General features: G+C 72.9%; 14 protein-coding genes and 1 tRNA gene. 12 read left to right on the top strand and 3 right to left on the bottom strand.

Going from position 1 to position 24217, the window contains the following annotated elements:
* The first annotated feature begins 201 nt into the window (after positions 1 to 201).
* The 12 genes from AAEP86_RS15905 (at position 202) to AAEP86_RS15850 (ending at position 22082) form a co-directional block, all read left to right on the top strand.
* Complete coding sequence (locus tag AAEP86_RS15905) at positions 202 to 7842, top strand: choice-of-anchor G family protein (RefSeq protein ID WP_420368263.1); 7641 nt, start codon at positions 202 to 204, stop codon at positions 7840 to 7842.
* A gap of 142 nt (positions 7843 to 7984) precedes the next feature.
* Positions 7985 to 10930: a DNA polymerase III subunit gamma and tau gene (locus AAEP86_RS15900; RefSeq protein ID WP_420368262.1), complete on the top strand. Its 2946-nt coding sequence runs from the start codon at positions 7985 to 7987 to the stop codon at positions 10928 to 10930.
* On the top strand, positions 10930 to 11529 hold the full coding sequence (recR, locus tag AAEP86_RS15895; RefSeq protein WP_022908014.1) for a recombination mediator RecR: 600 nt from the start codon (positions 10930 to 10932) through the stop codon (positions 11527 to 11529). The genes AAEP86_RS15900 and recR overlap by 1 nt, the downstream gene beginning before the upstream one ends.
* Before the next feature lie 152 nt (positions 11530 to 11681).
* Positions 11682 to 12947 carry an aspartate kinase gene (locus AAEP86_RS15890; RefSeq protein WP_420368261.1) on the top strand — a complete coding sequence of 422 codons (1266 nt, stop codon included), beginning with the start codon at positions 11682 to 11684 and terminating at the stop codon, positions 12945 to 12947.
* Positions 12948 to 12963: 16 nt separating this feature from the next.
* Complete coding sequence (locus AAEP86_RS15885) at positions 12964 to 14016, top strand: aspartate-semialdehyde dehydrogenase (RefSeq protein ID WP_420368260.1); 1053 nt, start codon at positions 12964 to 12966, stop codon at positions 14014 to 14016.
* 103 nt (positions 14017 to 14119) lie between these two features.
* Positions 14120 to 15607 (top strand): malate:quinone oxidoreductase, encoded by a 1488-nt coding sequence (locus AAEP86_RS15880; protein ID WP_420368259.1) that lies wholly within the window; start codon positions 14120 to 14122, stop codon positions 15605 to 15607.
* A gap of 48 nt (positions 15608 to 15655) precedes the next feature.
* Positions 15656 to 16804, top strand: a complete 1149-nt coding sequence (locus AAEP86_RS15875; RefSeq protein ID WP_420370511.1) for an Rv2578c family radical SAM protein — start codon at positions 15656 to 15658, stop codon at positions 16802 to 16804.
* Positions 16805 to 16960: 156 nt separating this feature from the next.
* Positions 16961 to 18214 (top strand): sensor histidine kinase, encoded by a 1254-nt coding sequence (locus tag AAEP86_RS15870; protein ID WP_420368258.1) that lies wholly within the window; start codon positions 16961 to 16963, stop codon positions 18212 to 18214.
* A complete protein-coding gene (locus AAEP86_RS15865; protein WP_420368257.1) occupies positions 18211 to 19569 on the top strand; it encodes a hypothetical protein in 1359 nt (452 codons plus the stop codon). The genes AAEP86_RS15870 and AAEP86_RS15865 overlap by 4 nt, the downstream gene beginning before the upstream one ends.
* The gene (locus AAEP86_RS15860) at positions 19556 to 20257 is read left to right on the top strand and encodes a response regulator transcription factor (protein WP_420368256.1); all 702 of its coding nucleotides are present in this window, start codon (positions 19556 to 19558) and stop codon (positions 20255 to 20257) included. Before AAEP86_RS15865 ends, AAEP86_RS15860 begins: the two co-directional genes overlap by 14 nt.
* The gene (locus AAEP86_RS15855) at positions 20257 to 20883 is read left to right on the top strand and encodes a thymidine kinase (RefSeq protein WP_420368255.1); all 627 of its coding nucleotides are present in this window, start codon (positions 20257 to 20259) and stop codon (positions 20881 to 20883) included. Before AAEP86_RS15860 ends, AAEP86_RS15855 begins: the two co-directional genes overlap by 1 nt.
* Before the next feature lie 155 nt (positions 20884 to 21038).
* Entirely contained in the window at positions 21039 to 22082 is a 1044-nt protein-coding gene (locus AAEP86_RS15850; RefSeq protein ID WP_420368254.1) for an LLM class flavin-dependent oxidoreductase, read from the top strand.
* Between the two features lie 103 nt (positions 22083 to 22185).
* Here the strand turns inward: AAEP86_RS15850 and AAEP86_RS15845 are convergent, their stop codons facing one another.
* From AAEP86_RS15845 to AAEP86_RS15835, 3 genes are all read right to left on the bottom strand, one after another.
* Positions 22186 to 22926, bottom strand: a complete 741-nt coding sequence (locus AAEP86_RS15845; RefSeq protein ID WP_420368253.1) for a response regulator transcription factor — start codon at positions 22924 to 22926, stop codon at positions 22186 to 22188.
* Positions 22923 to 23948 carry a sensor histidine kinase gene (locus tag AAEP86_RS15840; protein WP_420368252.1) on the bottom strand — a complete coding sequence of 342 codons (1026 nt, stop codon included), beginning with the start codon at positions 23946 to 23948 and terminating at the stop codon, positions 22923 to 22925. The genes AAEP86_RS15845 and AAEP86_RS15840 overlap by 4 nt, the downstream gene beginning before the upstream one ends.
* A 145-nt stretch (positions 23949 to 24093) precedes the next feature.
* A tRNA-Pro gene (locus AAEP86_RS15835) sits at positions 24094 to 24167 on the bottom strand.
* Between the last annotated feature and the right edge of the window lie 50 nt (positions 24168 to 24217).

Here is a 24217-nt window from a genome sequence, read left to right as displayed (position 1 = left end):
AAAGATCACCTCCAGGAACTCCCAACCAGGGTTCCTGCACCTCCTCCGCCCCACCAGCGGAGGGGAACACCTCCTCCGCCCCACCAGCGGAGGGGAACACCTCCTCCGCCTCACCAGCAGGGGGGGAACACCTCCACCGCCTCACCAGCGGGGGAGTTCCGGATCAGGTGGTGGGTACGCCCGCCAGGAAAAGAGACACGCATGCGCAGGCACGCGTCGCTTCGGGGTACCCGCGTACCCGCGACAGCGCACGACTGGACACGACGGATCATCGCCGCTGGCGGCGGAGCTCGACGACGAGCCTCCGACGACCGGCGTCTCCTCCTGCGCGGCGGCGTCGTCGCCACGGTGACGGCGCTGGTCGCCGCCACCGTGGCGATCCAACCGGCCGCGGCCGCCCAGACCGACGTGGCCGAAGCCGAGGGCGTCCTGCTCAGCGGCTCGGGCATCGTCGACGTGGACGACATCGCACAGCTCGGCGGCGCGTACTCGGCACGCGGTGTCACCACCGGTGGTGGCACCACCGACCAACCGCTCGACGTGACGGCGCTGAACGCCGTCGGGCTGCGACTCGGCAACGGCATCGACCTGCTCGGGTCGAACGGGATCCTCACCCTCGGCGTGGACGGTCAGTACGCCACGACGTCGGCGACCGGTGCGACCGCGTCGTCCGGTCTGCTGACGGACGACGGCGCGATCGGCGTCGGGACCGGGACCGGGACCGGGACCGCGACCCGCGGGGCGACGCTCGACCTCGACCCGCTGTTCTCGCGGGTGGGGGCCGACACGTCGGTGCTCTCGGACGCGCAGCTGCAGGTCGGCGCACTCGCCTCGCGGCTGTCGGCCACGCGCGGGTCGACGGTGACGACCTCCAGCGACTACCGCATCGCTGGAGCGAACCTGAACCTCACGAGCCCGGCGGTCGCCGGGCTGAGCACGTCGCTCCGCACCGACCTCCGGACCGTGTCGACGTCCGTGAACTCGACCCTCGGTGCGAACGGCGCCCTCTCCGGGACGACCACGGCGCTCACCGCGGAGCTCCAGCGGCTGCTGCGGACCGCGGCGCTCGGGCTGGTGTCCGTGAGCGGGACCACGGTGAACGCGAGCGTCAACCTGAACCTCGACGGGACGCTCGAGCAGGTCCTGCGACAGCCGATCACCGACGGCGCGGTGACGATCACCCCGGCGACCGGCTCGATCGTCGTGGACCTCGACAAGATCACGGCGTTGAACGGGCAGCCCGCGAACACCCCGGTGCTCACCACCGCCGCGGTCAACACCATCAACCAGAGCATCACGACGATCCTCGGGACGCAGCTGCCCACGGCGCTGCGGACCGCGGTCGTCAACACGATCAACTCGACGGCGGTCGCGATCACCGTCTCCGCCAACCTCAGCGCCGCCGGCGCACCGCTCACCGCACTGGGGCTCCGCGCCGACACCACCCTCGGAGCGCTCGCCGGGACGGCCGCCGCGAACGCCACGGTGACCGCCACGAGCGGCCCGCTCGGACTCACCGTCCTCAGCACGCTGCTCGCCCCCGCGGTCAACTCGATCGTGGTCCCGGCGGCGCAGGCCCTGGTGCGCCCCATCGTCGGCGGCACCGCCCTGACCGCCCTCGGCACCACCCTGACGACCACGACGACGGCCGTCGCGACCGCCCTGTCCCCGGTCGTGCTGCTCCTCCGCCAGGTGATCGACCTGACCGTGAACGCGCAGGACACCACCACCGGCTTCCGGGACCGACGCGGGTACGACCCCGGGTCGCGGAGCGTGCACGCCCTCCGTCTCTCGGTCCTGCCGGGCGCGAGCGTCGCGACCGTGGACCTGGCGACCTCGACGGTCCGCGCGACGGCGTTCGTCGCCCCCACCATCACCGCTCCGACCGCCGACCAGGTGTTCAGCGTGCCGACGGCCACGTCGACCCGGAGCATCATCGTGAGCGGAGCCGGCGAGCCCGGCGCCACCGTCGCCGTGAGCCTCGGCGGCGGTCGGACCGGTACCGCGACGGTCGCCGCGAACGGCACGTGGACGACGACCATCGCGAACGTCCCGACGGGCGGGTACACCGCCACGGCGACCCAGACGGTCGGCGGGACCGCTGCGGGCACGGCCACGCAGCAGTTCTCCGTGGTCGCGCAGCGGGCGCTGACGATCACGACGCCGACGGCCGGACAGACCTTCACCACGACCGGCACCACCGCTCCGGTGACGCTCACCGGCACCGCGACCGCGAACGCGCGCATCGACGTCGACCTCGGCGACGGACGCACCGCGACCGGCACGGCGGACGACACCGGCGCGTGGAGCGTCACGGTGCAGGGCGTCCCGGTGGGTGCGCAGACCGCGAGCGTGACGCAGACCGTCGGCGACAGCACCTCGACCCCGGTGACGCGCGGGTTCCGTGTCGTTGCGGCCGCCGACCTGACCGTCGACACGCCGACGCCGGACCAGGACTTCCCGCTCGCGGGGACCACCCGCGACGTGCCGTTCTCGGGCGCCGCGCAGCCCGGCGCCCGCGTGGACGTCGACCTCGGTGACGGACGCACGGCGACGACGACCGCGGACGCCGACGGCACCTGGTCGACGGTGGTCTCGGACGTCCCGGCCGGTGACCACACCGCGAGGGTGACGCAGACCGTCGGATCGTCGACGAGCGCCCCCGTCACGCGTGACTTCACCGTGACCGCAGCACCGCCGCTGACGATCGACGCACCGGAGGACGGCAGCACCATCACCGTCGCCGACGCCACGTCGACCACGCCCGTGACGGTGTCCGGTTCCGCCGCTCCGGACGCGCAGGTCACGGTGGGCATCGGTGGCTCCTTCACCGCGACGGTGACGGCGGACGGCGACGGTCACTGGGAAGCGACCTTCCAGGGCGTCCCGGTCGGTGACCGCACCGCCACCGCCCGGCAGACGGTCGACGGCACGACCTCCGGTCCGGTGACCACGGACTTCACCGTGGCCGCCGGTGCGCCGATCGCCATCACCACGCCGACACCCGGCGCCACCGTGACGGTCCTCGACGCGGACACGACCGCAGACCTCGACCTGTCCGGTACCGCCCAGCCCGGCGCGGACGTCGCGGTGTCGCTCGGCGGCGGTCTGACCGCCACCGCGCGCGCAGATCGTGACGGCGGCTGGACCGCGACGGTCCAGGACGTCCCGGTCGGCCGGTACACGATCGCGGCGACGCAGACCGTGAACGGCACCACCTCGCCGGCGGTCCGACAGACGATCACCGTCGCCGCTGGTGCCGGTCTCGTCGTGTCGACGCCGACGCAGGGGAGCACCACCGCGGTCGCGACCGACGACTCGACCATCGACGTCAGGGTCTCGGGCACGGCGCAGCCGGGCGCGGACGTCACCGTCGTCCTCGACGGCGACGGTGACCCCGTCACGACGACCGCGGGTACCGGCGGCACGTGGACCGTCACCCTGCCGGGCGTCGACACCGGGGACCACACCGCGGCGGTCACGCAGACCGTGGGCGGGGCGACCTCCGCACCGGTCGACCGGGACTTCTCGATCGAGGCCGGTGACGCCCTCGTCATCGAGTCGCCGACCGACGCGCAACAGGTCCCGGCAGGAGCGGACGGCCAGGCCGGCATCGTGGTGCGCGGCACCGCCGAACCGGGTGCCGGTGTGTCCGTCACGGTCGACGACGGCGACCCGGTCGACCTCGTCGCCGACGCTTCCGGCGACTGGCAGACCGACGCGGTCGAGCTCGCCGTCGGCCCCCACACCGTCACGGCGGTGCAGACCGTGAACGGCACGACCGGTCCGACCGTCAGCCGCGACTTCGCGGTCGTACCCGGGACGGCGATCACGATCGAGACGCCGGCCGTCGGGTCGCGCTTCGACGTGGTCGACGACGACGCCACCGCCACGGTGACGATCTCCGGCTCCTCCGCGCCGAACGCGGACGTCGTCGTCTCGCTCGGCCCGGACACCACCTTCCCGACGACGGCGGACGGTGCCGGCCGGTGGACGGTCGACGCCACCGGCCTCGCTCCCACCGGCACGTACACGGTGAACGCGAGCCAGAGCGTCGGCGGCACCGTGACGACGGCCATCCCGACGACGTTCCAGGTGGTCGCGGCGAGCCCGCTCACGATCACCGCGCCCACCACCGCGCCGATCCGGGTCGCGGGCGACGACGTCGTGCGCGACGTCGCCGTCACGGGCACGGGGCAGCCCGGTGCCGCCGTGATCGCCAGCACCGCCGGCGAGGACGACCAGCGGACGACGATCGGCGCGGACGGCACCTGGTCGGTCACGTTCCCGGACCTCGGTGTCGGCGAGCACCGGGTCTCCGTGACGCAGACGCTGCCCGGGGCGACCTCGTCCCCGGCGGTCTCGGACGCGGTGACGCGGACCGTCACGATCGTGCCCGCGGAGGCGGTCGAGATCACGGCACCGGGCACCGGGGCCGTGCTCCTGGTGCCGGACGCGGACGCCACACGCGACGTGACCGTCTCGGGGACGGCGGAGCCGGACGCCCCGGTCACGGTGCGTCTCGGCGACGACGAGCTGGCCACGACCGCGGACGGCGACGGCGACTGGACGGTGACGTTCGGCGAGGTCGGTGTCGGCACCCCGACGCTCACGGCGAGCCAGACGGTGGACGGGACCACCGCCTCCAGTCCGGAGCAGACCGTGACGGTGCGTGCGTCGACCGCGCTGGCGCTGACGGCACCGGAGGACGGCGACGTCCTGACGGTGGCTGACGCGGCCGGCACGGCCGACGTGCGCGCCGCGGGCCGCGCCCAGGCCGGAGCCACGGTCACCGTCATACTGTCGACCGGCGAGTCCGTCGACGTCACCGCCGCGACGGACGGCACGTGGACGACCACCTTCGAGGACGTCCCGGTCGGTGACCACACGGTCCGCGCGACGCAGGTCGTCCAGGGGCAGACCTCGGCACCGGTGACCGCCCGGGTGTCGGTGCGGGCGGGAGCACCGCTGACGGTCACCACGCCCGCCCGTGCCACCACGGTGACGGTCGCGGACGACGACGCCACCGGGGACCTGCCGTTCGGCGGGACCGGTCAACCGGGAGCGACCGTCACGGTCGACCTCGGTGCCGGTGGCTCGGCCACCGCGCGGGTCGGTGACGACGGACGGTGGTCCGCCACCGTCGAGGACGTGCCGACCGGCTCGTGGACGGCAGCGGTGACGCAGACGGTCAACGGGACGACGAGCGCCGCGGTCGAACGCCCGGTCTCCGTGGTCGCGGCAGCCGACCTGACGATCCGCCAGCCCGGCGACGACCCGATCACCGTCGCGGACGCCGACGCCACGACCACCGTGACGATCGCGGGCGACGCCCAGCCGGGTGCCACCGTGACCGTGACGGTCGACGACCGGGACCCGGTCGAGGTCACCGCCGGTGACGACGGGGCCTGGACCCTCGACGTCGAAGACCTCGGCGTCGGCTCGCACGACGTCAGCGTCACGCAGACCGTCGACGGGTCGACGTCGACCACCCCGGTCGAGAACGCGTTCGAGATCGAGGCGGGGGCACCCGTCCGGATCACCGAGCCGACGGCGGGCCAGGAGTACACCGTCGCCGGCGAGGGCGCGACCACCACGGTCGCCGTCAGCGGGACCGCCGAACCCGGCGCGACCGTCGTCGTCGACCTCGGTGGCGGACGCAGCGAGTCCACGACGGCGGACGGCACCGGCGCCTGGAGCGTCTCCGTGCCGGACGTACCGGCGGGGACCCCGACGGTCAGCGTGACGCAGCGGATCGGAGACACCGTCTCCGCCCCGGTCACGGTCGGCATCCGTGTGCTCGTCGCCGACCCGATCACCATCGCCACCCCGGCCGACGGCTCCACGGTCCGCGTCGCCCAGCGCGACTCGGTCGCGACCGTCACCGCGGACGGCGCCGCCGAGGCCGGTGCCGCCGTGCGCGTCTCGGTCGACGGGGGCGACCCCGAGACCGTGACGGCGACGACCGGTGGCACGTGGACGCTCGACCTCGAGGGACTGGGCGTCGGCGAGCACACCGTGCGCGCCACCCAGACCGTCGACGGTTCGACCTCCGCACCGGTCAGCAGCACCTTCACCATCGCTCCTGGCGCGGCGCTCACCGTGGACACCCCCGCCGACGGCGACACGGTCACCGTCCCGTCCGGCGCCACCAGTGCGACCGTCCCGGTCAACGGGCAGGGGCAGGCCGGCGGCACGGTCCGCATCGTGACGGACGGCGGCACGCCCGTCGTGGTCCCGGTCGGTCCCGACGGCCGGTGGTCGACCGAGCTCACCGGTCTCGACGAGGGCGACCACACGGTCGTCGTCACGCAGGTCGTGAACGGCACCACCTCGTCGCCGATCGAGCGCGACCTGACGATCGAGGTCGCTCCGGCGGACGCGATCGTGGTCACGTCGCCGGTCAACGGCACGGCGTACCGCGTCATCGGCGGCACCACCGACGTCCGCGTCGCGGGCGTCGCCGCACCGAACGCCGCGATCTCGGTCCGGATCGACGGAGGGACCCCGGTCACCACGACGGCGGACGACGACGGTACGTGGGCGGTGACCGTCCCCGGCGTCGGTACCGGCACGCACACCGTCGTCGCCTCGCAGACGGTCGACGGTGACACGACTGCTGTACCGCAGGTCGGCATCTCGGTCGCCGCAGCGACGCCGGTCCGGGTCACGAGCCCGACCGACGGAGCACTGATCCCGATCACGGGGGCCACGACGTCGATCCCGTTCAGCGGCACGGCGGAGCCCGGCGCGACGGTGACGGTGTCCGTCGCCGGTCGGACGGTCTCGACGACCGCCGGCGACGACGGCTCGTGGACCGCGACCGTCGGTCCCGTCCCGCCGGGGACGCACACGGTGTCGGTCACCGAGACCGTCGGCGGCCGGACCTCCGACCCGGTGACGAGCACCGTCCGGGTGGTCGTCGCACAGCCCGACGACGTGACCATCACCAGCCCGCAGGCCGGCCAGCTGTTCCCTGCCGACGGGACCGGTGACACGGGTTCGTTCACGGTGACCGGACACGCCACGCGGGGTGCCACGGTGACCGTCCGCCTGTCGAACGGTCAGGTCCGGGTCACCACCGCCGACGGGAACGGCGACTGGAGCGTCACGTTCGACCGCGTGCCCGAGGGCGACTGGACGATCACCGCGTCGCAGTCGGTCAACGGCACGACGAGCGAGGCGCAGCCGGTCCCGATCGTGGTCGCGGACATCGACCCGCTGGCGGTCACCTCGCCCACACCGGGCGCGCACCGGACCGCCTCGGCCACCGGGACCGTCGACTGGCGCGTCGCGGGCACCGCCGAGCCGGGCGCGACCGTCACGGTCGTGGCGGACGACGGGTCCGACGTCGTCACCACCGCCGACGCCACCGGCGCCTGGTCGGTGGTGCTCCGACTCGGTGTCGGGCCGCACACGATCCGGGTCACCCAGACCGTGGACGGTGCCACCTCGGCCGCACAGTCGGTCGCCGTCGTGGTCGACGCTGCGGAGGACCCGGGCACGCCGGGTACGCCGGGTACGCCGGGCACGCCGGGCACGCCGGGCACGCCGGGCACGCCGGGCACGCCGGGTCTGCCGGGCGCACCCGGGACCGGGACCGGGACGGGTGCCGGTGCCGGGATCGGCTCCGGGCCGGGCGTCGGGTCGGGCTCCGGCGTCGGGTCGGGGTCGGGCGTCGGGTCGGGCTCCGGGATCGGGTCCGGCTCGGGCGGCCTCGCCTTCACCGGCGCCGACGTGGCCCCGCTCGCGGGCGCCGCGGGTGGCCTGGTGGTCCTCGGGTTCCTCCTGCTGGGTCTGTCCCGCCTGGCTCGTGGCCTCCGCCGTCGGCGCCGCGCCTGACCGCCCACGCACCGCCGCACCGCGCCTCCCGTCCGTCGTCCGCACGGACGGGAGGCGCGGTGTCGTCGTCCCGCGCACCCCACTCCCCACAGGCGGTCGCGACCGGCATGGTGGTGTCGGCCGTCCCGGCTACCCTTGGGGCGTGGTCACCGCCCTGTATCGCCGTTACCGGCCCGAGAACTTCGCCGAGCTGATCGGTCAGTCGCAGGTCACGGATCCGCTCCGGACCGCCCTGCGCACGAACCGGGTCAACCACGCGTACCTGTTCAGCGGCCCGCGTGGCTGCGGCAAGACGACGTCCGCGCGCATCCTGGCGCGTTGCCTCAACTGCGCCGAGGGGCCGACGGACACCCCGTGCGGCGTCTGCCCGAGCTGCGTCGAACTCGCGCGCGGCGGCAGCGGCTCGCTCGACGTGATCGAGATCGACGCGGCCAGCCACAACGGCGTCGACGACGCACGTGACCTCCGCGACCGCGCCGTGTTCGCCCCGGCCCGCGACCGCTACAAGATCTTCATCCTCGACGAGGCGCACATGGTGACGCCGCAGGGCTTCAACGCGCTCCTGAAGCTGGTCGAGGAACCGCCCGAGCACGTCAAGTTCATCTTCGCGACGACCGAACCCGAGAAGGTCATCGGGACGATCCGGTCGCGCACCCACCACTACCCGTTCCGCCTGGTCCCACCGGCCGCGATGCTCGAGTACGTCGAACAGCTCTGCACGCAGGAGTCCGTGTCGGTGGCGCCGGGCGTCCTGCCGCTGGTCGTCCGCGCCGGCGGCGGCTCCGTCCGCGACACCCTCTCCCTGCTCGACCAGCTGATGGCGGGCAGCGAGGACGGCGCCATCGCCTACGAGCGGGCCGTCGCCCTGCTCGGGTACACCGACGCAGCGCTGCTCGACGACGTCGTCGACGCGCTCGCCGTCGCCGACCCGGCGTCCGCCTTCGCGGCGATCGACCGCGTCGTGCAGACCGGGCAGGACCCGCGACGCTTCGTCGAGGACCTGCTCGAACGGCTCCGCGACCTCATCGTCGTCGCCGCCACCAACGAGAGCGCTGCCGCCGTGCTGCGCGGGGTGTCGCCGGAAGAGCTCGACACGATGAGCCGGCAGGCGGGCGTGTTCGGTCCGACCGGGTTGTCCCGAGCCGCCGACATCGCGAACCGCGCGCTCACCGAGATGACCGGCGCGACCTCCCCGCGGCTGCACCTCGAGCTGATGACCGCCCGGATGCTCGTGCCCGAGGCGGACGACACCCAGCGCGGCGCCCTCGCTCGGGTGGAGCGGCTCGAGCGGCGGGTCGGTGTCGGCGATGCCGGTGGTCACCAGGCCGGCCCCGAGACCATGCCGGCTCCGTCGGCGACCGCGACACCGGCTCCCGAACCCCAGCCCGCAGCGTCCCCGGTGCATCCGGCGGCGCCCGCCCCGGCTGCCGTGGTCGCTCCCGATCGTCCAGCAGCCGCGCAACCCGCGTCTGCCGCGCCTGGGCCGCAGGACGACCAGGCGCCGTCCACCGATCCCGGTTCGACCGCCCGCGATGCCACCGCGTCGTGGGCAGCAGCCGTGCCCAGCGCACCGGAGGCGCCGGCCGAACCTGCTCCTGCTCCTGCTCCCGCACCTGCGAACGCGTCGTCGACCGGGCAGGGGACCGCCGCGGGTGACGAGCCCGCCGTGCGCTCGATCGGCTCGGTCGGGTTCCAACAGCTGCGCGACTCGTGGCCGCAGGTCGTCGAACACGTGCAGCACGCGAAGCGGTCGGCCTGGTCGGTCGTGGTCACCGCGCAGGTCACCGCGCTGCGCGAGGACGTCCTCACCCTCACCTTCCCGAGTCAGCAGGACGTCGCTTCCTTCAAGGAGATGTCCGACCCGGCGACGAGCGTCAGCGAACTCCTCCGGTCGGCGATCGTCGACGTCCTCGGGCTGCGCGTGAAGTTCGTGGCCCGTGGGCCGGGCGGCCCCGGGCAGCAGCGTCCGGCGTCGGGTCAGCCGCAGGCGCCGCAGACGCAGAGCCCGCAGACGCAGCGCCCGCAGACGCAGAGCCCGCAGGTCCAGAGCCCGCAGGCCCAGGTGTCGCAGACCCCGGCGCCGCGGGAACAGGTGCCGCAGGACCGGGGCCCGCAGGCTCCGGGTCCGCAGCCGCAGGACCGGGAGTCACGAACCCCGGCGCCGCAGGCCGATCCGCCGCGGGCCGGGTCGCCGCAGGCACGGGAGCCACAGGCTGCGCCGCAGTCGGCCGGAGCGTCGCAGGCGGCGGCGGCGACGTCGTCGTCCTCCGGGCAGCCGCAGGCCGCACAGCGACCGGGCGCGCAGCAGTCCGGCCCGCAGCAGTCGGGCTCGCAGCAGCCGGTCGCGCAGCAGTCGGGCGCGCAGCGCGCAGCGTCCGAGCGCCCGTCCGAGCGAGCAGCTGCGCCCGCGCCGAACGCCGCACCCGAGCCCGACGGCACGCCCGTGACCCAGTGGGCGGTCGCCGCCATCCCCGCGACCGACCCCACCACCGGTGCCGTGCCCGAGCGTGTCGAACCGTCGTGGTCCGCACCGTTCGGCACGACCGACACCGGTGAACCCGTCGCGCCGACGCCCTCCGTCTCCGACCCGGTGGCGGACGCCGCACTCGCGGCGCAGCTCCGCCCGGCATCGGCGCTGTCCGGGGGCGCCCCGACCGCGACCTCGCCGTCGGCGTCCGCGGGCACGGCTGGTGCGCCGACGGCCGCCCCGAGCGGGCAGCAGGAACCGGCAGCGGCTCCCGCCGGTCCGGTGTCCGACGTCCCGGTCGACGACTACCCGCTCGACGACGACCCGTACGACGACGGAGCCCCCTACCCGGACGCCCCGCCCGCGCCCGCTCCTGGTGCGGCCCCTGGCGTCCCGGCGTCGGGAACCGCGCCGCAGCAGGCCGCCCCGCAGCAGGCCGCCCCGCAACACGGCGCACCGCAGCAGGCCGCCCAGTCGCCGACCTCGGCCGCTCCGCAGCGCCAGGCTCCGCACCAGGTCCGTCGGACCCCCGTCGCCGGTCGGTACGGCGAGGCCGTCGTGCGTGAGATCCTGAACGCCCAGTTCATCGAGGAGACCTCCCTCTCCGAGGAAGGCGCCTGATGTACGACGGCATCGTGCAGGACCTCATCGACGAGTTCGGTCGCCTCCCCGGCATCGGCCCGAAGTCGGCGCAGCGCATCGCGTTCCACATCCTGCAGACCGAGTCGTTCGACCCGAGCCGGTTGTCCGAGCTCCTGGCGGACGTCAAGGAGCGCGTGCGCTTCTGCGAGATCTGCGGCAACGTGACCGAGAACGTCCAGTGCAGCATCTGCCGCGACCCGCGTCGGTCACCCGCGGTGATCTGCGTCGTCGAAGAGGCGAAGGACGTCGCGGCGATCGAGCGCACCCGGGAGTTCCGGGGCCTGTACCACGTGCTCGGCGGGGCGATCAGCCCGATCGACGGCATCGGCCCGGACGACCTCCGCATCCAGCAGCTCATGACGCGCCTCGCCGACGGCACCGTCGACGAGGTCATCATCGCGACCGACCCGAACCTCGAGGGCGAGGCGACCGCCACGTACCTCAGCCGGCTGCTCGTCCCGATGGGCATCCGGACGACGCGCCTGGCGTCGGGTCTGCCGGTCGGCGGCGACCTGGAGTACGCCGACGAGGTCACCCTCGGCCGAGCGTTCGAGGGTCGACGCGTCGTCGGAGGCTGATCCGCCCCTCCTCCTCGCGGCGCGGACCCGTCCGTCGCCCACGCAGGATCCTTGCGTCCACGCCCGCTCCGACGCAACATCCGCGAAACACCGTCTACCATTGTCAGACCGCGTCACAGTCGCGGATCCATCGTCCCCGGGAGTACCAACCAGTGGCCTTGATCGTGCAGAAGTTCGGTGGATCGTCCGTCGCGGACGCCGAGAGCATCAAGCGCGTGGCGAAGCGGATCGTGCAGACGAAGAAGGCGGGCAACGACGTCGTCGTGGCCGTCTCGGCGATGGGCGACACCACCGACGAGCTCGTCGACCTCGCCCACTCCGTCACGCCGATCCCCGCCGGTCGCGAGCTCGACATGCTGCTCACCGCGGGGGAGCGCATCTCGATGGCGCTGCTCGCGATGGCCATCAAGAGCCTCGGGGTCGAGGCCTCGTCGTACACCGGCAGCCAGGCCGGCATGCTCACCGACGCCCAGCACGGCAAGGCGCGCATCGTCGACGTCACTCCGAAGCGCGTGCGCGAGGCGCTCGACGCCGGGCACGTCGCCATCGTCGCCGGGTTCCAGGGCTTCAACCGCACGACCGGTGAGATCACGACGCTCGGCCGCGGGGGCTCGGACACGACCGCCGTCGCCCTCGCGGCCGCCCTCGACGCGGACATCTGCGAGATCTACACCGACGTCGACGGCATCTTCACCGCTGACCCGCGCGTCGTGCCGAAGGCGCAGAAGGTCGACCGCATCACCAGCGAGGAGATGCTGGAGCTCGCAGCCTCCGGTGCGAAGGTCCTCTACATCCGCGCCGTCGAGTACGCCCGTCGGCACGGGGTCACCCTGCACGTCCGCTCGTCCTTCAGCAACGCCGAGGGAACCATCGTCTACAACCCTGCAGAGGGGGAAACCGTGGAAGAACCGATCATCACCGGGATCGCCGGAGACCTCTCCGAGGGCAAGATCACCGTCGTCGGCGTGCCCGACACCCCGGGCAAGGCGGCTGAGATCTTCACGATCGTCGCCCGCGCCGGCGCCAACATCGACATGATCGTGCAGAACGTCTCCGAGGCCGTGACCGGTCGCACGGACATCTCCTTCACGCTGCCGAAGGACCAGGGCCAGGGCGTCCTCACGGCGCTCGAGGTCGCGAAGGCCGACATCGGCTACGAGGGCATCCAGTACGACGACCAGATCGGCAAGCTCGCACTCGTCGGCGCCGGCATGCGCACGAACGCCGGGGTCTCGGCCGCGCTCTTCCGTGCCCTGCACGAGGCGTCCATCAACATCGAGATGATCTCCACCTCCGAGATCCGGATCTCGGTCGTCACCCGAGCCGACACCCTCAACGAGGCGATGCGCGTCGTCCACAACGCGTTCGGCCTCGACGCCGACTCCGACGCCGTCGTCTACGCCGGCACCGGCCGCTGAACGAGCAGGAGCAGCAATGAGCACCCTCACCGTCGCCGTCGTCGGCGCCACCGGCCAGGTCGGTGCCGTGATGCGCCGCCTCCTCGAGGAGCGCGCCTTCCCGGCCGACCGCGTCCGGTTCTTCGCGAGTGCCCGGTCCGCCGGCACGACCCTGCCGTTCCGCGGCGAGGAGATCGTCGTCGAGGACTCCGAGACCGCCGACCCGGCGGGCATCGACATCGCCCTGTTCTCCGCAGGTGCCACCGCGTCCCGGAACCTCGCGCCGAAGTTCGCCGCCGCCGGTGCACTCGTCGTCGACAACTCGAGCGCGTGGCGGATGGACCCGGACGTGCCGCTCGTGGTGAGCGAGGTCAACCCGCACGCCATCGACGAGGCGCCCAAGGGCATCATCGCGAACCCGAACTGCACGACGATGGCGATCATGCCCGTCCTCAAGGTGCTCGACACCGAGGCCGGTCTCCGTCGTCTCGTCGCGACCACCTACCAGGCCGTGTCGGGCTCCGGTCTCGCCGGCGTCGAGGAGCTCCTCGGCCAGGCGAAGGCCGCGCTCGACCAGGACACGGCGGCGCTGACCCACGACGGTTCCGCGGTCACGTTCCCGGACCCCGTCAAGTACGTGCGCCCGATCGCCTTCGACGTGGTCCCGCTCGCCGGCAGCATCGTCGACGACGGCCTGGGCGAGACCGACGAGGAGAAGAAGCTCCGCAACGAGAGCCGCAAGATCCTCGTGCTCCCCGACCTGCTGGTCGCTGGCACCTGCGTGCGGGTGCCCGTCTTCACCGGTCACTCGATCTCGGTGCACGCGGAGTTCGACCGCACCCTGACCCCGGAGCGTGCGACCGAGATCCTCGCGGACGCCCCCGGTGTGGAGCTGTCCGAGGTCCCGACCCCGCTGCAGGCCGCCGGGCAGGACCCGACGTTCGTCGGCCGCATCCGTGCGGACCAGTCCGCGCCGGAGGGGCACGGCCTCGTCCTGTTCGTGAGCAACGACAACCTGCGCAAGGGCGCCGCGCTCAACGCGGTGCAGATCGCCGAGACGATCGTCGCCCGCCGGACCGTCGCCGCGTAGCGTCGCGGCACCCCGACGGACGGGAGGCGCGGTGCCCGCTGGCACCGCGCCTCCCGTCCGTCGGGGTGACCGCCTTGTCAGCGCGCGCGGCTAGGATCGACGGGTGGCAGTGAAGCAGGTGGACCCGATCGACGTCGTCCTGATCGGGGGAGGGATCATGAGCGCCACGCTCGGCGCGATCATCCACCGGTTGGAGCCGGACTGGAAGATCCGCGTGTACGAGCGCCTCGGCAGCGTCGCGCAGGAGAGCTCGAACCCGTGGAACAACGCCGGTACCGGGCACTCCGCGCTCTGCGAGCTGAACTACACGCCGGAGCTCCCGGACGGCCGCGTGGACATCGCGAAGGCCGTCACGGTGAACGAGCAGTTCCAGGTCTCCCGCCAGTTCTGGGCGCACCTCGTCGAGACCGGCGCGCTGCCCGAACCGTCGAACTTCATCAACCCGACGCCACACATCTCCTTCGTCTGGGGCGCCGACAACGTCGAGTACATGCGGAAGCGCCACGAGGCGATGAAGGACCACCCCCTGTTCGCCGGCATCGAGTTCTCGGACGACCCGAAGCAGATCCGGAAGTGGGCGCCGGCGCTCATCCCCGGGCGCAAGAAGGACCAGCCGATCGCCGCGACGTACTCGGCGGCCGGGTCCGACGTCGACTTCGGCTCGCTGACCCGCCAGCTCTTCGACGAGCTCGAGATCGCCGGCGTCGAGTTCGAGCCGTCGCACCAGGTCACGAAGCTGACCCGCTCGAAGGTCAGCGAGGGGTGGGTCCTCGACGTCCGCAACGACATCGGCCGGTCCACCCAGCGCATCGCCGCGAAGTTCGTGTTCGTCGGCGCCGGCGGTGGCGCGCTGCACCTGCTGCAGAAGTCCGGCATCCCGGAGATCCGCGGGTACGGCGGCTTCCCGGTGTCGGGGGAGTTCCTGCGCACCGACGACCCCGAGGTCGTCCAGAAGCACGCGGCGAAGGTCTACGGCAAGGCGAGCGTCGGCGCACCGCCGATGTCGGTGCCGCACCTCGACACCCGGATCGTGGACGGCCATGCGTCGCTCATGTTCGGTCCGTACGCGGGGTTCAGCCCGAAGTTCCTGAAGCAGGGATCGGTCCTCGACCTGTTCCGGTCGATCCGGCCGCACAACCTCCGGCCGATGCTGAGCGTCGCGTTCTCGAACTTCGACCTGGTCCGGTACCTGATCGGCCAGCTCCTGGCGTCGAAGCAGACCAAGTTCGACGCCCTCCGCGACTTCATGCCGACCGCGGAGCCCGAGAACTGGCACCGCATCACGGCGGGTCAGCGGGTGCAGGTCATCAAGCCGGACAAGGAGAAGGGCGGAGTGCTGCAGTTCGGCACCGAGGTGATCACCTCGGCCGACGGCTCCGTCGCCGGGCTCCTCGGTGCGAGCCCCGGCGCCTCGACCGCCGTGCCGATCATGCTGAGCATGCTGCAGAAGTGCTTCCCGGAGCGCTGGGACCGCTGGGAGTCCGCGGTCCGCGTCATGGTGCCGACCTACGGGACGGACCTCGGGAGCGATCCGCAGCTCGCCGACGAGACGCTCGAGCGCACTGCGAAGGTCCTCGGTCTCCACCACTGACCGCGTGCGCGGCTTGCACGCCGTTCGAACATGTGTTCGAATGTCGGCATGCGGTGGAGTGGGCAGGCGATCGATACATCGCGGAGCGACGCGCTCCCGGGCATGGAGTCGAACAGCGGGTTCGTCCGCAGCGTGACGACCCCCGAGTTCGCCGGCGTCACCTTCCACGAGGTCCTCGCCAAGAGCGCGCTCAACCGGGTGCCCTCGGCGGACGGTGACGGCACCTACGGGTGGACGATCAACCCGTACCGCGGGTGCAGCCACGCGTGCGTGTACTGCTTCGCCCGGCCGACGCACACCTACCTCGAGTTCGACGGGGGCGCCGACTTCGACCAGCAGATCGTGGTCAAGACGAACGTGGCCGACGTGCTGCACCGTGAGCTCACGAAGCCGACCTGGGACCGCCATCCGGTGGCGCTCGGCACGAACACCGACCCCTACCAACGCGCCGAGGGTCGGTACCGGCTCATGCCGGGCATCATCCGTGCCCTCGCCGGGTCGGGGACGCCGTTCAGCATCCTGACCAAGGGGACACTGCTCCGCCGTGACCTCCCCCTGCTCGTCGAGGCGTCCCGGTCGGTGCCGGTCGACCTGGCGATGTCGATCGCGGTGTACGACGACGAGCTGCAGCAGCAGGTCGAGCCGGGCACGCCGACCACCTCCGCCCGGCTGGCGACGGTGCGCGCCATCCGCGACGCCGGACTCGAGTGCTCGGTCTTCCTCATGCCGGTGCTGCCCTTCATCACGGACACGCGGGCGCACCTCGACGACGCGATCGGACGGGCCGCCGCGGCCGGCGCCTCGAGCGTGATGTACTCGGCGCTGCACCTGCGCCCGGGAGTCAAGCCGTGGTGGTTCGAGTGGCTCGGCCGCACCCGGCCCGACCTGGTGGCCCGCTACCGGTCCATGTACCTCGACAACACGTACGCACCGGCGGACTACCGGCGGTGGCTGTCCGAGCGGGTGCGGCCGATCCTGCGTGCGCACGGACTCGGCCTCGGACGCGTCGACCCGGCGACCGGGTCGATGGGGTTCACCGATCGTGCCGCCACCGGTGCAGGTGACGGTAGGGACGGCCGCCCGGACCAGCTCGTCGAGCAGTCGGTGCCGGTCACTTCGCCGCTGAAGCGTGCGGACCCCGGCTTCGACCGACGTCTGCAGCAGCCGTCGCCCGTGGGTTCGCCGCGACTCTTCTGAGGACTCGTCGGTCCGTGTTCGGGGGACACCTCGATGACCGTCGGGCCGGTATCATCGAGCAGGTCGCCGAAGACCCAGGCAATCGGGGTACACGATCGGGCCGACGGTGGTTGGATCGTGGTCGGCGTTCCCACTCGCCCGGAAGGACCACCACTCGTGCTCGGCATCCCCACGCATCTCGCTCCGCGGGTCAACGCGTGGTCGACCGTGCGGGCCTTCCACGCGGCGGCGATCGGGTCCCTCGCGGCCGCCGCCGTCGCCCTCGTGCTCTACCGGCTGTCCGAGCCGGACGTCCGGGTGGTCGGTGCGGTGCTCGCCCTCGTCCCGATGCTCGGCATGATCGCCGTGCACCTGCAGTTCGGCACGTGGCGCTCCGCCGTCGCGTTCCTCGCCGTGGGCGGGGTGTGTTCGTGGTGGTTCGCCCTCGTCGTGCAGCGTGAGGTGCCGACCGGTTGGGTGGGTTCCTACCTGCTGTCGCTCGTCGTCATCCCGCTCGTCCTGGTCGGGGGAGCGGGAGCGGTCGCCGGGCGGGTCGTCCTCTGGTCGGTCGCGGGGTTCGTGGTGGGCCGGGTGGCGACCTCGATCGCGATCGTGCAGGCGGGGAGCCCTGCTCGTCCACTCGTGCTCGCGTGGATCACGCTCGTGTTCGTCGTCGCGCTCGTGCTCCTGACCAGCCGCAACACCGCACGGTCGGAGCGCGTGCAACCCGAGCTCCTCCGCTCGGCGCGCGAGGAGCACGCCTCGGCCTACCGAGCGGGCGTCGAGGCCGAGGCCGCGGCGATCCTGCACGACACGGTGCTCAACCACCTCGGTGCGATCACGCTGGCGCCGGACGGGCCGATGGACCCGCAGCTCGCCCGCACGGTCGAGGCCGACGTGGCGATGCTGACCGGCAAGGAGTGGCTCTCCGCCGACCAGGGAGCGGACCCGATCGGCGGTCCGAGCGACGCCGGCGCGGACGTGGTGGTGCGGGCGTTCGAGCGGATGCTCGACGAGCACCGCGCGGACGGTTTGGACGTCACGGTCACCGGGGACCCCGCTGCGTTCGCACGGCTCGACCAGGCGGCGCTGACCGCGGTCCTCCGCGCCGTGTCGCAGTGCCTGGCGAACGTCGGCAAGCACTCCGGCGTCGACGCGGCCGAGGTCAGCGTGTTCGACGACGGCACGGCGTGCACGGTGATGGTGGTGGACGACGGCCGCGGGTTCGACGAGTCCACGACGAGCCCCGACCGGATGGGGCTCCGCGGCTCGGTCCGCGAGCGCATCGGCCGGGTCGGTGGCGACGTGCAGGTGTGGTCCTCCCCGGGGTCCGGCACGAGCGTCATGATGTCCGTGCCCTACGGCGCGTTGAGCAGCGCGGTCACGGCGACGCCGTACGTCACCGGCGAGTTCGACCGGGGCGACCGGTGACCCGCACGGCGCAGCAGTACGACCCGCTCGGCGCGATGGGGTCGCGACCGCTCGCGATCCTCCTCGGGGTCGGCGGCGTCCTCTGGTCCCTCCTCGTGTCGGTCTTCGACCGCGACGTCGCCGGCGTCCCGACGCTCAGTGCGTTGACCGTGCTGCTCGTGGCGGCGTCCGGGGCCGTGGTGTTCGTCGCCTCGAGCCCGTTCCGCGCTCCGTTCCCGCGGTGGGCGTTCGTGGTCCACGTCGCGCTCCTGGCGGTGGCGACGGTGACGAGCGTCGCGGCGCAGTGGGGCCCGGACCGCAGCGCCCTGAACGACTTCATGACCCTCCTCACCGCGATCGGCATCGTGATGGTGGCGCCGTACCGCCCCTGGACCGACCTCGCGCTCGGCGGCCTCGTCCTCGCCGTCGTCGCCGGGACGACCTGGGGCGTGGGCGCCGCGGTGTTCCCGCACCACGTCCCGGTGCCGGTCGCGGCGTTCCTCGCGGCCGCCCCGACGCTCGTGCTCACCGCCGCGTCGGCGGTCTTCGCCGCCACGTTCGCCGGGCTCGCCGAGCGCGTGCAGATCCGCGCCGGGTCGTACTCGGTCGAGCGGGCGGAGCGGGACGGCATCCAGGAGCGCGTGCAGCAGGACCGGTCGACCATCCTCGCGCGGGACGTCGCCCCCTTCTTCGCCGAGCTGCGCACCCGCGACGTCATCACCGACGCGGACCGCACCCGGGCCCGTGCGATCGCGGACGGCATCCGGCGCTCGATGGTCGCCGACGCGGACCGGACCTGGTTCGAGCACGCGGTCGCGGTCGACGGCGAGGGTCGGGCGGTCGTCGACGACCCCGACGGGCTGATCGCCACGCTCGACGCCGACCAGCGCACCGTGCTCCGCACGTTCGTCCGCGCGGCCCTGCGGGCGCCGACGGTGGACGCCTCGGGCTTCCGGGCGACGATCCGGCCCTCCACCTCGACCCCGATCGACGGCGCGGCGGAGACGACGGTGGCCGGCCGCCGTCGGGCCACGACACCACGCGCAGGACGGACCCGGCGCACGGCAGCGGACGCACCGGCTCGGGTCCGGCGTACCGGGGCCGGCGCTCCGTCGTGGTCCCGACGCACCGAGGCCGGCACACCGGCTGAGGTCGGGCGCAGCGCCGCAGCCGGCGCGCCGACGCGCAGTCAGCGCACCGCGGCGGGGCGTCCGCGGGTGACCGTCGCCGTCGACCTGGCGGTGGCCGATTCCGACGTCGGCATCCACCGCACCTTCGACCCGTACTTCGCGGTCCTCCGCGTGACGTTCCCCGACCTCGACGTCGCCGTCCGACCATCCGCCCTCGCATTAAGGTTCTCCTATGACCAGCACTGACCCGAACCGGATCACGGAGGGCGCGGGCGCGCTGCCGAACCCGGGGACCCGACGCGTGCGGCTGGCGATCCTGGACGACCACGAGGTGCTGTTGGACAGCCTGTCGAGCTGGATCGCGGTGAACGCGTTCGACTTCGACCTGGCGTTGACGGCGCACACGTGGCTCGAGATGGTGCACAGCGAGAACTTCCCGACGGACCTGGTGTTCCTCGACTTCCAGCTGAAGGAGCCGGTGTCGATCGAGGCGCGCGTGCGGACCTGCCGTGCCGCCGGGGCGAAGGTGATCGTCCTGTCCAGCGTCGACAGCCGGGAATCGCGCGACCGTGCGCTGGCGGCCGGTGCCGCGGCCTTCCTGTCGAAGTCGCTCCCGATGCGCGAGGTGATGGACGTCGCCCGCGAGATCATGGGCGTGGCGCGGGAGACCCCGCCGCAGCGCGACTGGCGGCCCCTGCCGACCGGCGCGAACGCGCACCAGCGCCCGAAGCTGAGCCACGGCGAGGAAGAGGCGTTGCGCCTGTACGTGTCGGGCTACTCGACGAACGAGGTCGCCGCGCAGATGAACGTGCAGTACGAGACGGCGAAGACGTACCTCCGCCGCGTCCGCGAGAAGTACAGCAAGGTGGGCCGTCCCGCGTCGAAGAAGTCCGACCTCATCCGACGGGCCGCCGAGGACGGGTTCCTCGCGTAGTGGCGAAGCTCTACTTCCGGTACGGCGCGATGAACAGCGGCAAGAGCACCGGGCTCCTGCAGGCCGCCTACAACTACGAGGAACGCGGACACCGCGTCCTGCTCGCGAAGCCCTCCGTCGACACCAAGGGCGACCGCGAGATCGTGTCCCGGCTCGGGGTGACCCGGACCGTCGACATCGTGTTCGGGCCGGACGCGGACGTCCGTGCCGCCGTCACCGAGGCGGGCGCCACGGACCCCGAGTCCGACCGGCTCGACGGCATGGTCCGACCGGTGAGCTGCGTGCTCGTCGACGAGGCCCAGTTCCTCACGCCGCGGCAGGTCGACGACCTGCTCCGGATCGCCGTCCTCGACGAGGTCCCGGTGATCACCTACGGCATCCGCACCGACTTCCGCACCGAGGCCTTCCCCGGCAGCGCACGGCTGCTCGAGGTCGCGCACTCCCTCGAGGAGCTCAAGACCATCTGCCGCTGCGGCCGCAAGGCCGTGTTCAACGCCCGCAAGGTGGACGGACGGTTCGTCTTCGACGGCTCCCAGGTCGCCATCGACGGCGTGGACGTCACCTACGAGTCGCTCTGCGCGAACTGCTACCTGACGGAGTCCGGCGGCCGCCTCGACGGCGACTGAGGTCTCCTGCCACCGCTCGGCCCTCGACGTGCGCCGGCGCGCGTCGGTGCGACGCCACCCGGTGGCGGACGGGAGGCACGGCGCGGGTCCGCACCGTGCCTCCCGTCCGCCGTCGGGTCCGGAATGGACGCGCGCCGGCCGCGGTTGGTGCCCACATGAGCGACGCATCCGTGCACCTGTCCGTCCTCGACCTGGCCACCCGCGAGTACGGCCAGACCAACACCGAGGCCCTGCAGGGGTCCATCGACATGGCCGTGCACGCCGAGAAGCTCGGCTACGAGCGGTTCTGGGTGGCGGAGCACCACGGCATGCCGGGCATCACCTCGTCCGCGCCGGCCGTGCTCCTGAGCGCCGTGGGCGCCGCGACGTCCACGATCCGCATCGGCTCCGGCGGCGTCATGCTGCCGAACCACGCGCCGCTCGTCGTGGCGGAGCAGTTCGGCACCCTCCGCGCGCTGTACGGCGACCGGGTCGACCTCGGACTCGGCCGCGCCCCGGGGACCGACGGGGCGACCGCGATGGCCCTGCGCCGCACGGACCGACTCGACGTCGACGACTTCCCGGACCGCCTCGCCGACCTGATCGGCTTCTTCACCGGGATGGACGAGTCGAACCCGCTGTCGCGCATCCGCGCGGTGCCCGGCTACGGGGACGTGCCGGAGTTCTGGCTCCTCGGGTCCTCCGGGTACAGCGCGCAGGTCGCCGGGGCGCTCGGCGTCTCGTTCGCGTTCGCCCACCACTTCGCCTCGGACAACACCGAAGCAGCGCTCGCGCTCTACCGCGACGCGTTCCGGCCGTCGCGCTTCCGCCAGACCCCGAACGCCCTGATCGGCGTGCAGGTGGTCACCGACGAGGACCCCGCCGTCATCGAGGAGCAGAGCGCCCCGGGCATGATCTCGTTCATCCGGATGCGCCAGGGGGCGAAGCCCGAGCCGGTGTCCATGGACGAGGCACGCGCGTACGAGTTCTCCGACCTCGAACGCCGGTTCATCGCGGCCCGGACGGAGCGGCAGGCCTACGGGAACGCCGACCAGGTCGCGGACAAGATCAACGCGCTCGTGGCCTCGACCGGGGCGGACGGCGTGATCGTCGCGCCCGGGGCGGCGCAGGCACGCTACCGGCACCAGGCGCTCGACATCGTGGCGGCACTGCACGCCGAGGGGCGTCTCCTGCCCGCGGGGGCCGCGGCCGCGGTCTAGATCGCGGGCGTACGGCGCCCGGCGGCTCGCGGTCGGCTCCGTCCGGCGAGCCGGTACGGGTCGCGCCGTGATGTGGCAGGCGGGCCGCCACCGGCCGGTCGCGTCAGGTGAGCAGGCCGAGCCGCGTGGCGGCGGCGACCGCGGCGACGCGCGATCCGACGTCCAGCTTCCGGAACACGTTGTAGACGTGGCGCTTGACCGTCCCGATCGCCAGTCCCAGGTCGGTCGCGATCTCGGCGTTCGAGCGGGCGGCGGCCACGAGTCGCAGGACCTCGAGCTCCCGGTCGCTCAGCGGTGTCCCCGCCTGCGCCTCGGTGACCAGGTCGATCGGGAACGTGACCGGCGCAGCATCGGTCCTCGTCGCCCGGACGATCCGGTCCACCAGCTCACGGCTCGGCGTGTCCTTCGTCACGAAGTCGACCGCGCCCGCGTCGAGCAGCGCCCGGCGGAGGACGGCGTCGCGGTGCATCGTCAGCACCACGACGGCGATGCCCGGGAGGTTCCGGCGCACGGTCGCGATCGTCGTGCGTGCCGGTGGTCCGTCGAGCTCGACGTCGAGGAGCAGCACGTCGATCGCCGCGGCCTCGGGGGAGTCCAGCACGTCGGCCGGGCGTTCGCCGTGTGCGACCACGCGGATGGTCGGCACGGCGGACAGGATCGTCGCGAGTCCTTCGCGGAAGAGGCGGTGGTCGTCAACGATCGCGACGTGCGTCACGGCGACCGGGCGGTTCGTGGCCGACCCGTCGACGGCCGGGTGGCCGGCGGGCGTGGTGCCCGTCGCCGCAGTGGCGGTCGGGCGGCCAGCGGGCGCGGTCCCCGTCGCCGCGCGGGTGTCCGTGGTCACATCGAGCCCTTCGGGACGGTGAGGCGGACCGCGGTGCCCGCCCCGGGAGCACTGGAGACGTCCAGCACGGCACCGATCACGGCCGCACGTTCGCGCATGGTGTGCTGACCGAGGCGCCCGTCCGCGCGGTCCCCGCGGTCGAAGCCCGGACCGTCGTCCGCGACGGCGATCACGACGTCGTGCGTCGACCAGGTGAACGAGACCGTGCACCGCGAACCCGGGGCGTGCTTCCGGCGGTTCGTCAGCGCCTCGAGGACGATCGTGAGCGCCTCCTCCGCCTTCCAGTTCGGCAGGCGCGCGGGAGAGCCCGTCGTGGTGACCGTCAGCAGGTCGTCCCCGGGGAAGAGGTCGGCGACGTGCCGCCGCACGGCGTCGTCGAGCAGGTCCTCCCCGACCCGGGCGTGCAGGGCCACGGCGAGGTCCTGGACGTCGGCGAGTGCGCTGCGGAGCAGCCGTCCGGCCGCCTCCAGCTGCTCCGTCCGGGCATCGGCGGGCGGGTCCGTCAGCAGGACGAGGTCGAGTCGCTGCAGACCGGCCAGCACGCCGTGGGCGACCCGGTCGTGCAGGTCCCGCGCGATGCGGGTGCGGGAGTCCAGGTTCGCCGTGGTCACCCGCTGTCGGAGCGCTTCGGTGTACGCGATCGCCCCGGCCGGGAAGCGGCTCCAGATGCCCGCGTGCAACGCCCGCGTCGCACGGAGGAGTTCCTCGGTGGTCGAGGCCCCGACCTCGTCGACGAACACCGGGAGGTAGGCGTCGAACAGCACCTCGGCGGCGAGCATCGCACCGGCGGGGTGCTGCGCGTGCTCGGCGTGCAGGGCCCCCGTTGCGAGGTGCGTCGGATCGAGGTACGCGTCGCTGACGACGCTCGTCTCGGCACCGGCGGCGTACCGCGCGTGCGCGTCGCTGATCATCGAGACGACGTTCTCGGTGAGGCTCTCCGCCATGACCGGGTCGTCGGTCAACGCGGGGAAGCGGGTACCGATCTGGGCGAGGACGGCGGTCAACGGAGCGGGGGTCTGCATGGCCGTCCGAGCGTATCCCGGCCGTTCCGCAGGGCGGGTACCGCGGGCGGGGGATGTGTCCGGGGACACAGATGTCCGGGGGCACAGAGCAACGGGCCCTGGTTCCGGAGAACCAGGGCCCGTTTCGTACTGTCTCAACACAGTGTCGGGGTGACAGGATTTGAACCTGCGACCTCCTCGTCCCGAACGAGGCGCGCTACCAAGCTGCGCCACACCCCGCGGTGTGGTCACTCCGTACCGGAGCAACCCCAGAAGTCTATCCGATGATC

The sequence above is a fragment of the Curtobacterium sp. L1-20 genome (assembly GCF_048755855.1).
In the GTDB taxonomy this organism is placed as follows: Bacteria; Actinomycetota; Actinomycetes; order Actinomycetales; family Microbacteriaceae; genus Curtobacterium.
Note: the sequence above shows the minus strand (reverse complement) of the source record. Positions and strands in the feature narration are given on the sequence as shown.

What these genes read in the sequence shown, in the direction of transcription:
- AAEP86_RS15905 (WP_420368263.1), top strand. Translation starts at nt 202, where the DNA reads ATGCGCAGGCACGCGTCGCTTCGGGGTACCCGCGTACCCGCGACAGCG.
- recR (WP_022908014.1), top strand. Translation starts at nt 10,930, where the DNA reads ATGTACGACGGCATCGTGCAGGACCTCATCGACGAGTTCGGTCGCCTC.
- AAEP86_RS15885 (WP_420368260.1), top strand. Translation starts at nt 12,964, where the DNA reads ATGAGCACCCTCACCGTCGCCGTCGTCGGCGCCACCGGCCAGGTCGGT.
- AAEP86_RS15875 (WP_420370511.1), top strand. Translation starts at nt 15,656, where the DNA reads ATGCGGTGGAGTGGGCAGGCGATCGATACATCGCGGAGCGACGCGCTC.
- AAEP86_RS15860 (WP_420368256.1), top strand. Translation starts at nt 19,556, where the DNA reads ATGACCAGCACTGACCCGAACCGGATCACGGAGGGCGCGGGCGCGCTG.
- AAEP86_RS15850 (WP_420368254.1), top strand. Translation starts at nt 21,039, where the DNA reads ATGAGCGACGCATCCGTGCACCTGTCCGTCCTCGACCTGGCCACCCGC.
- AAEP86_RS15840 (WP_420368252.1), bottom strand. Translation starts at nt 23,948, where the DNA reads ATGCAGACCCCCGCTCCGTTGACCGCCGTCCTCGCCCAGATCGGTACC.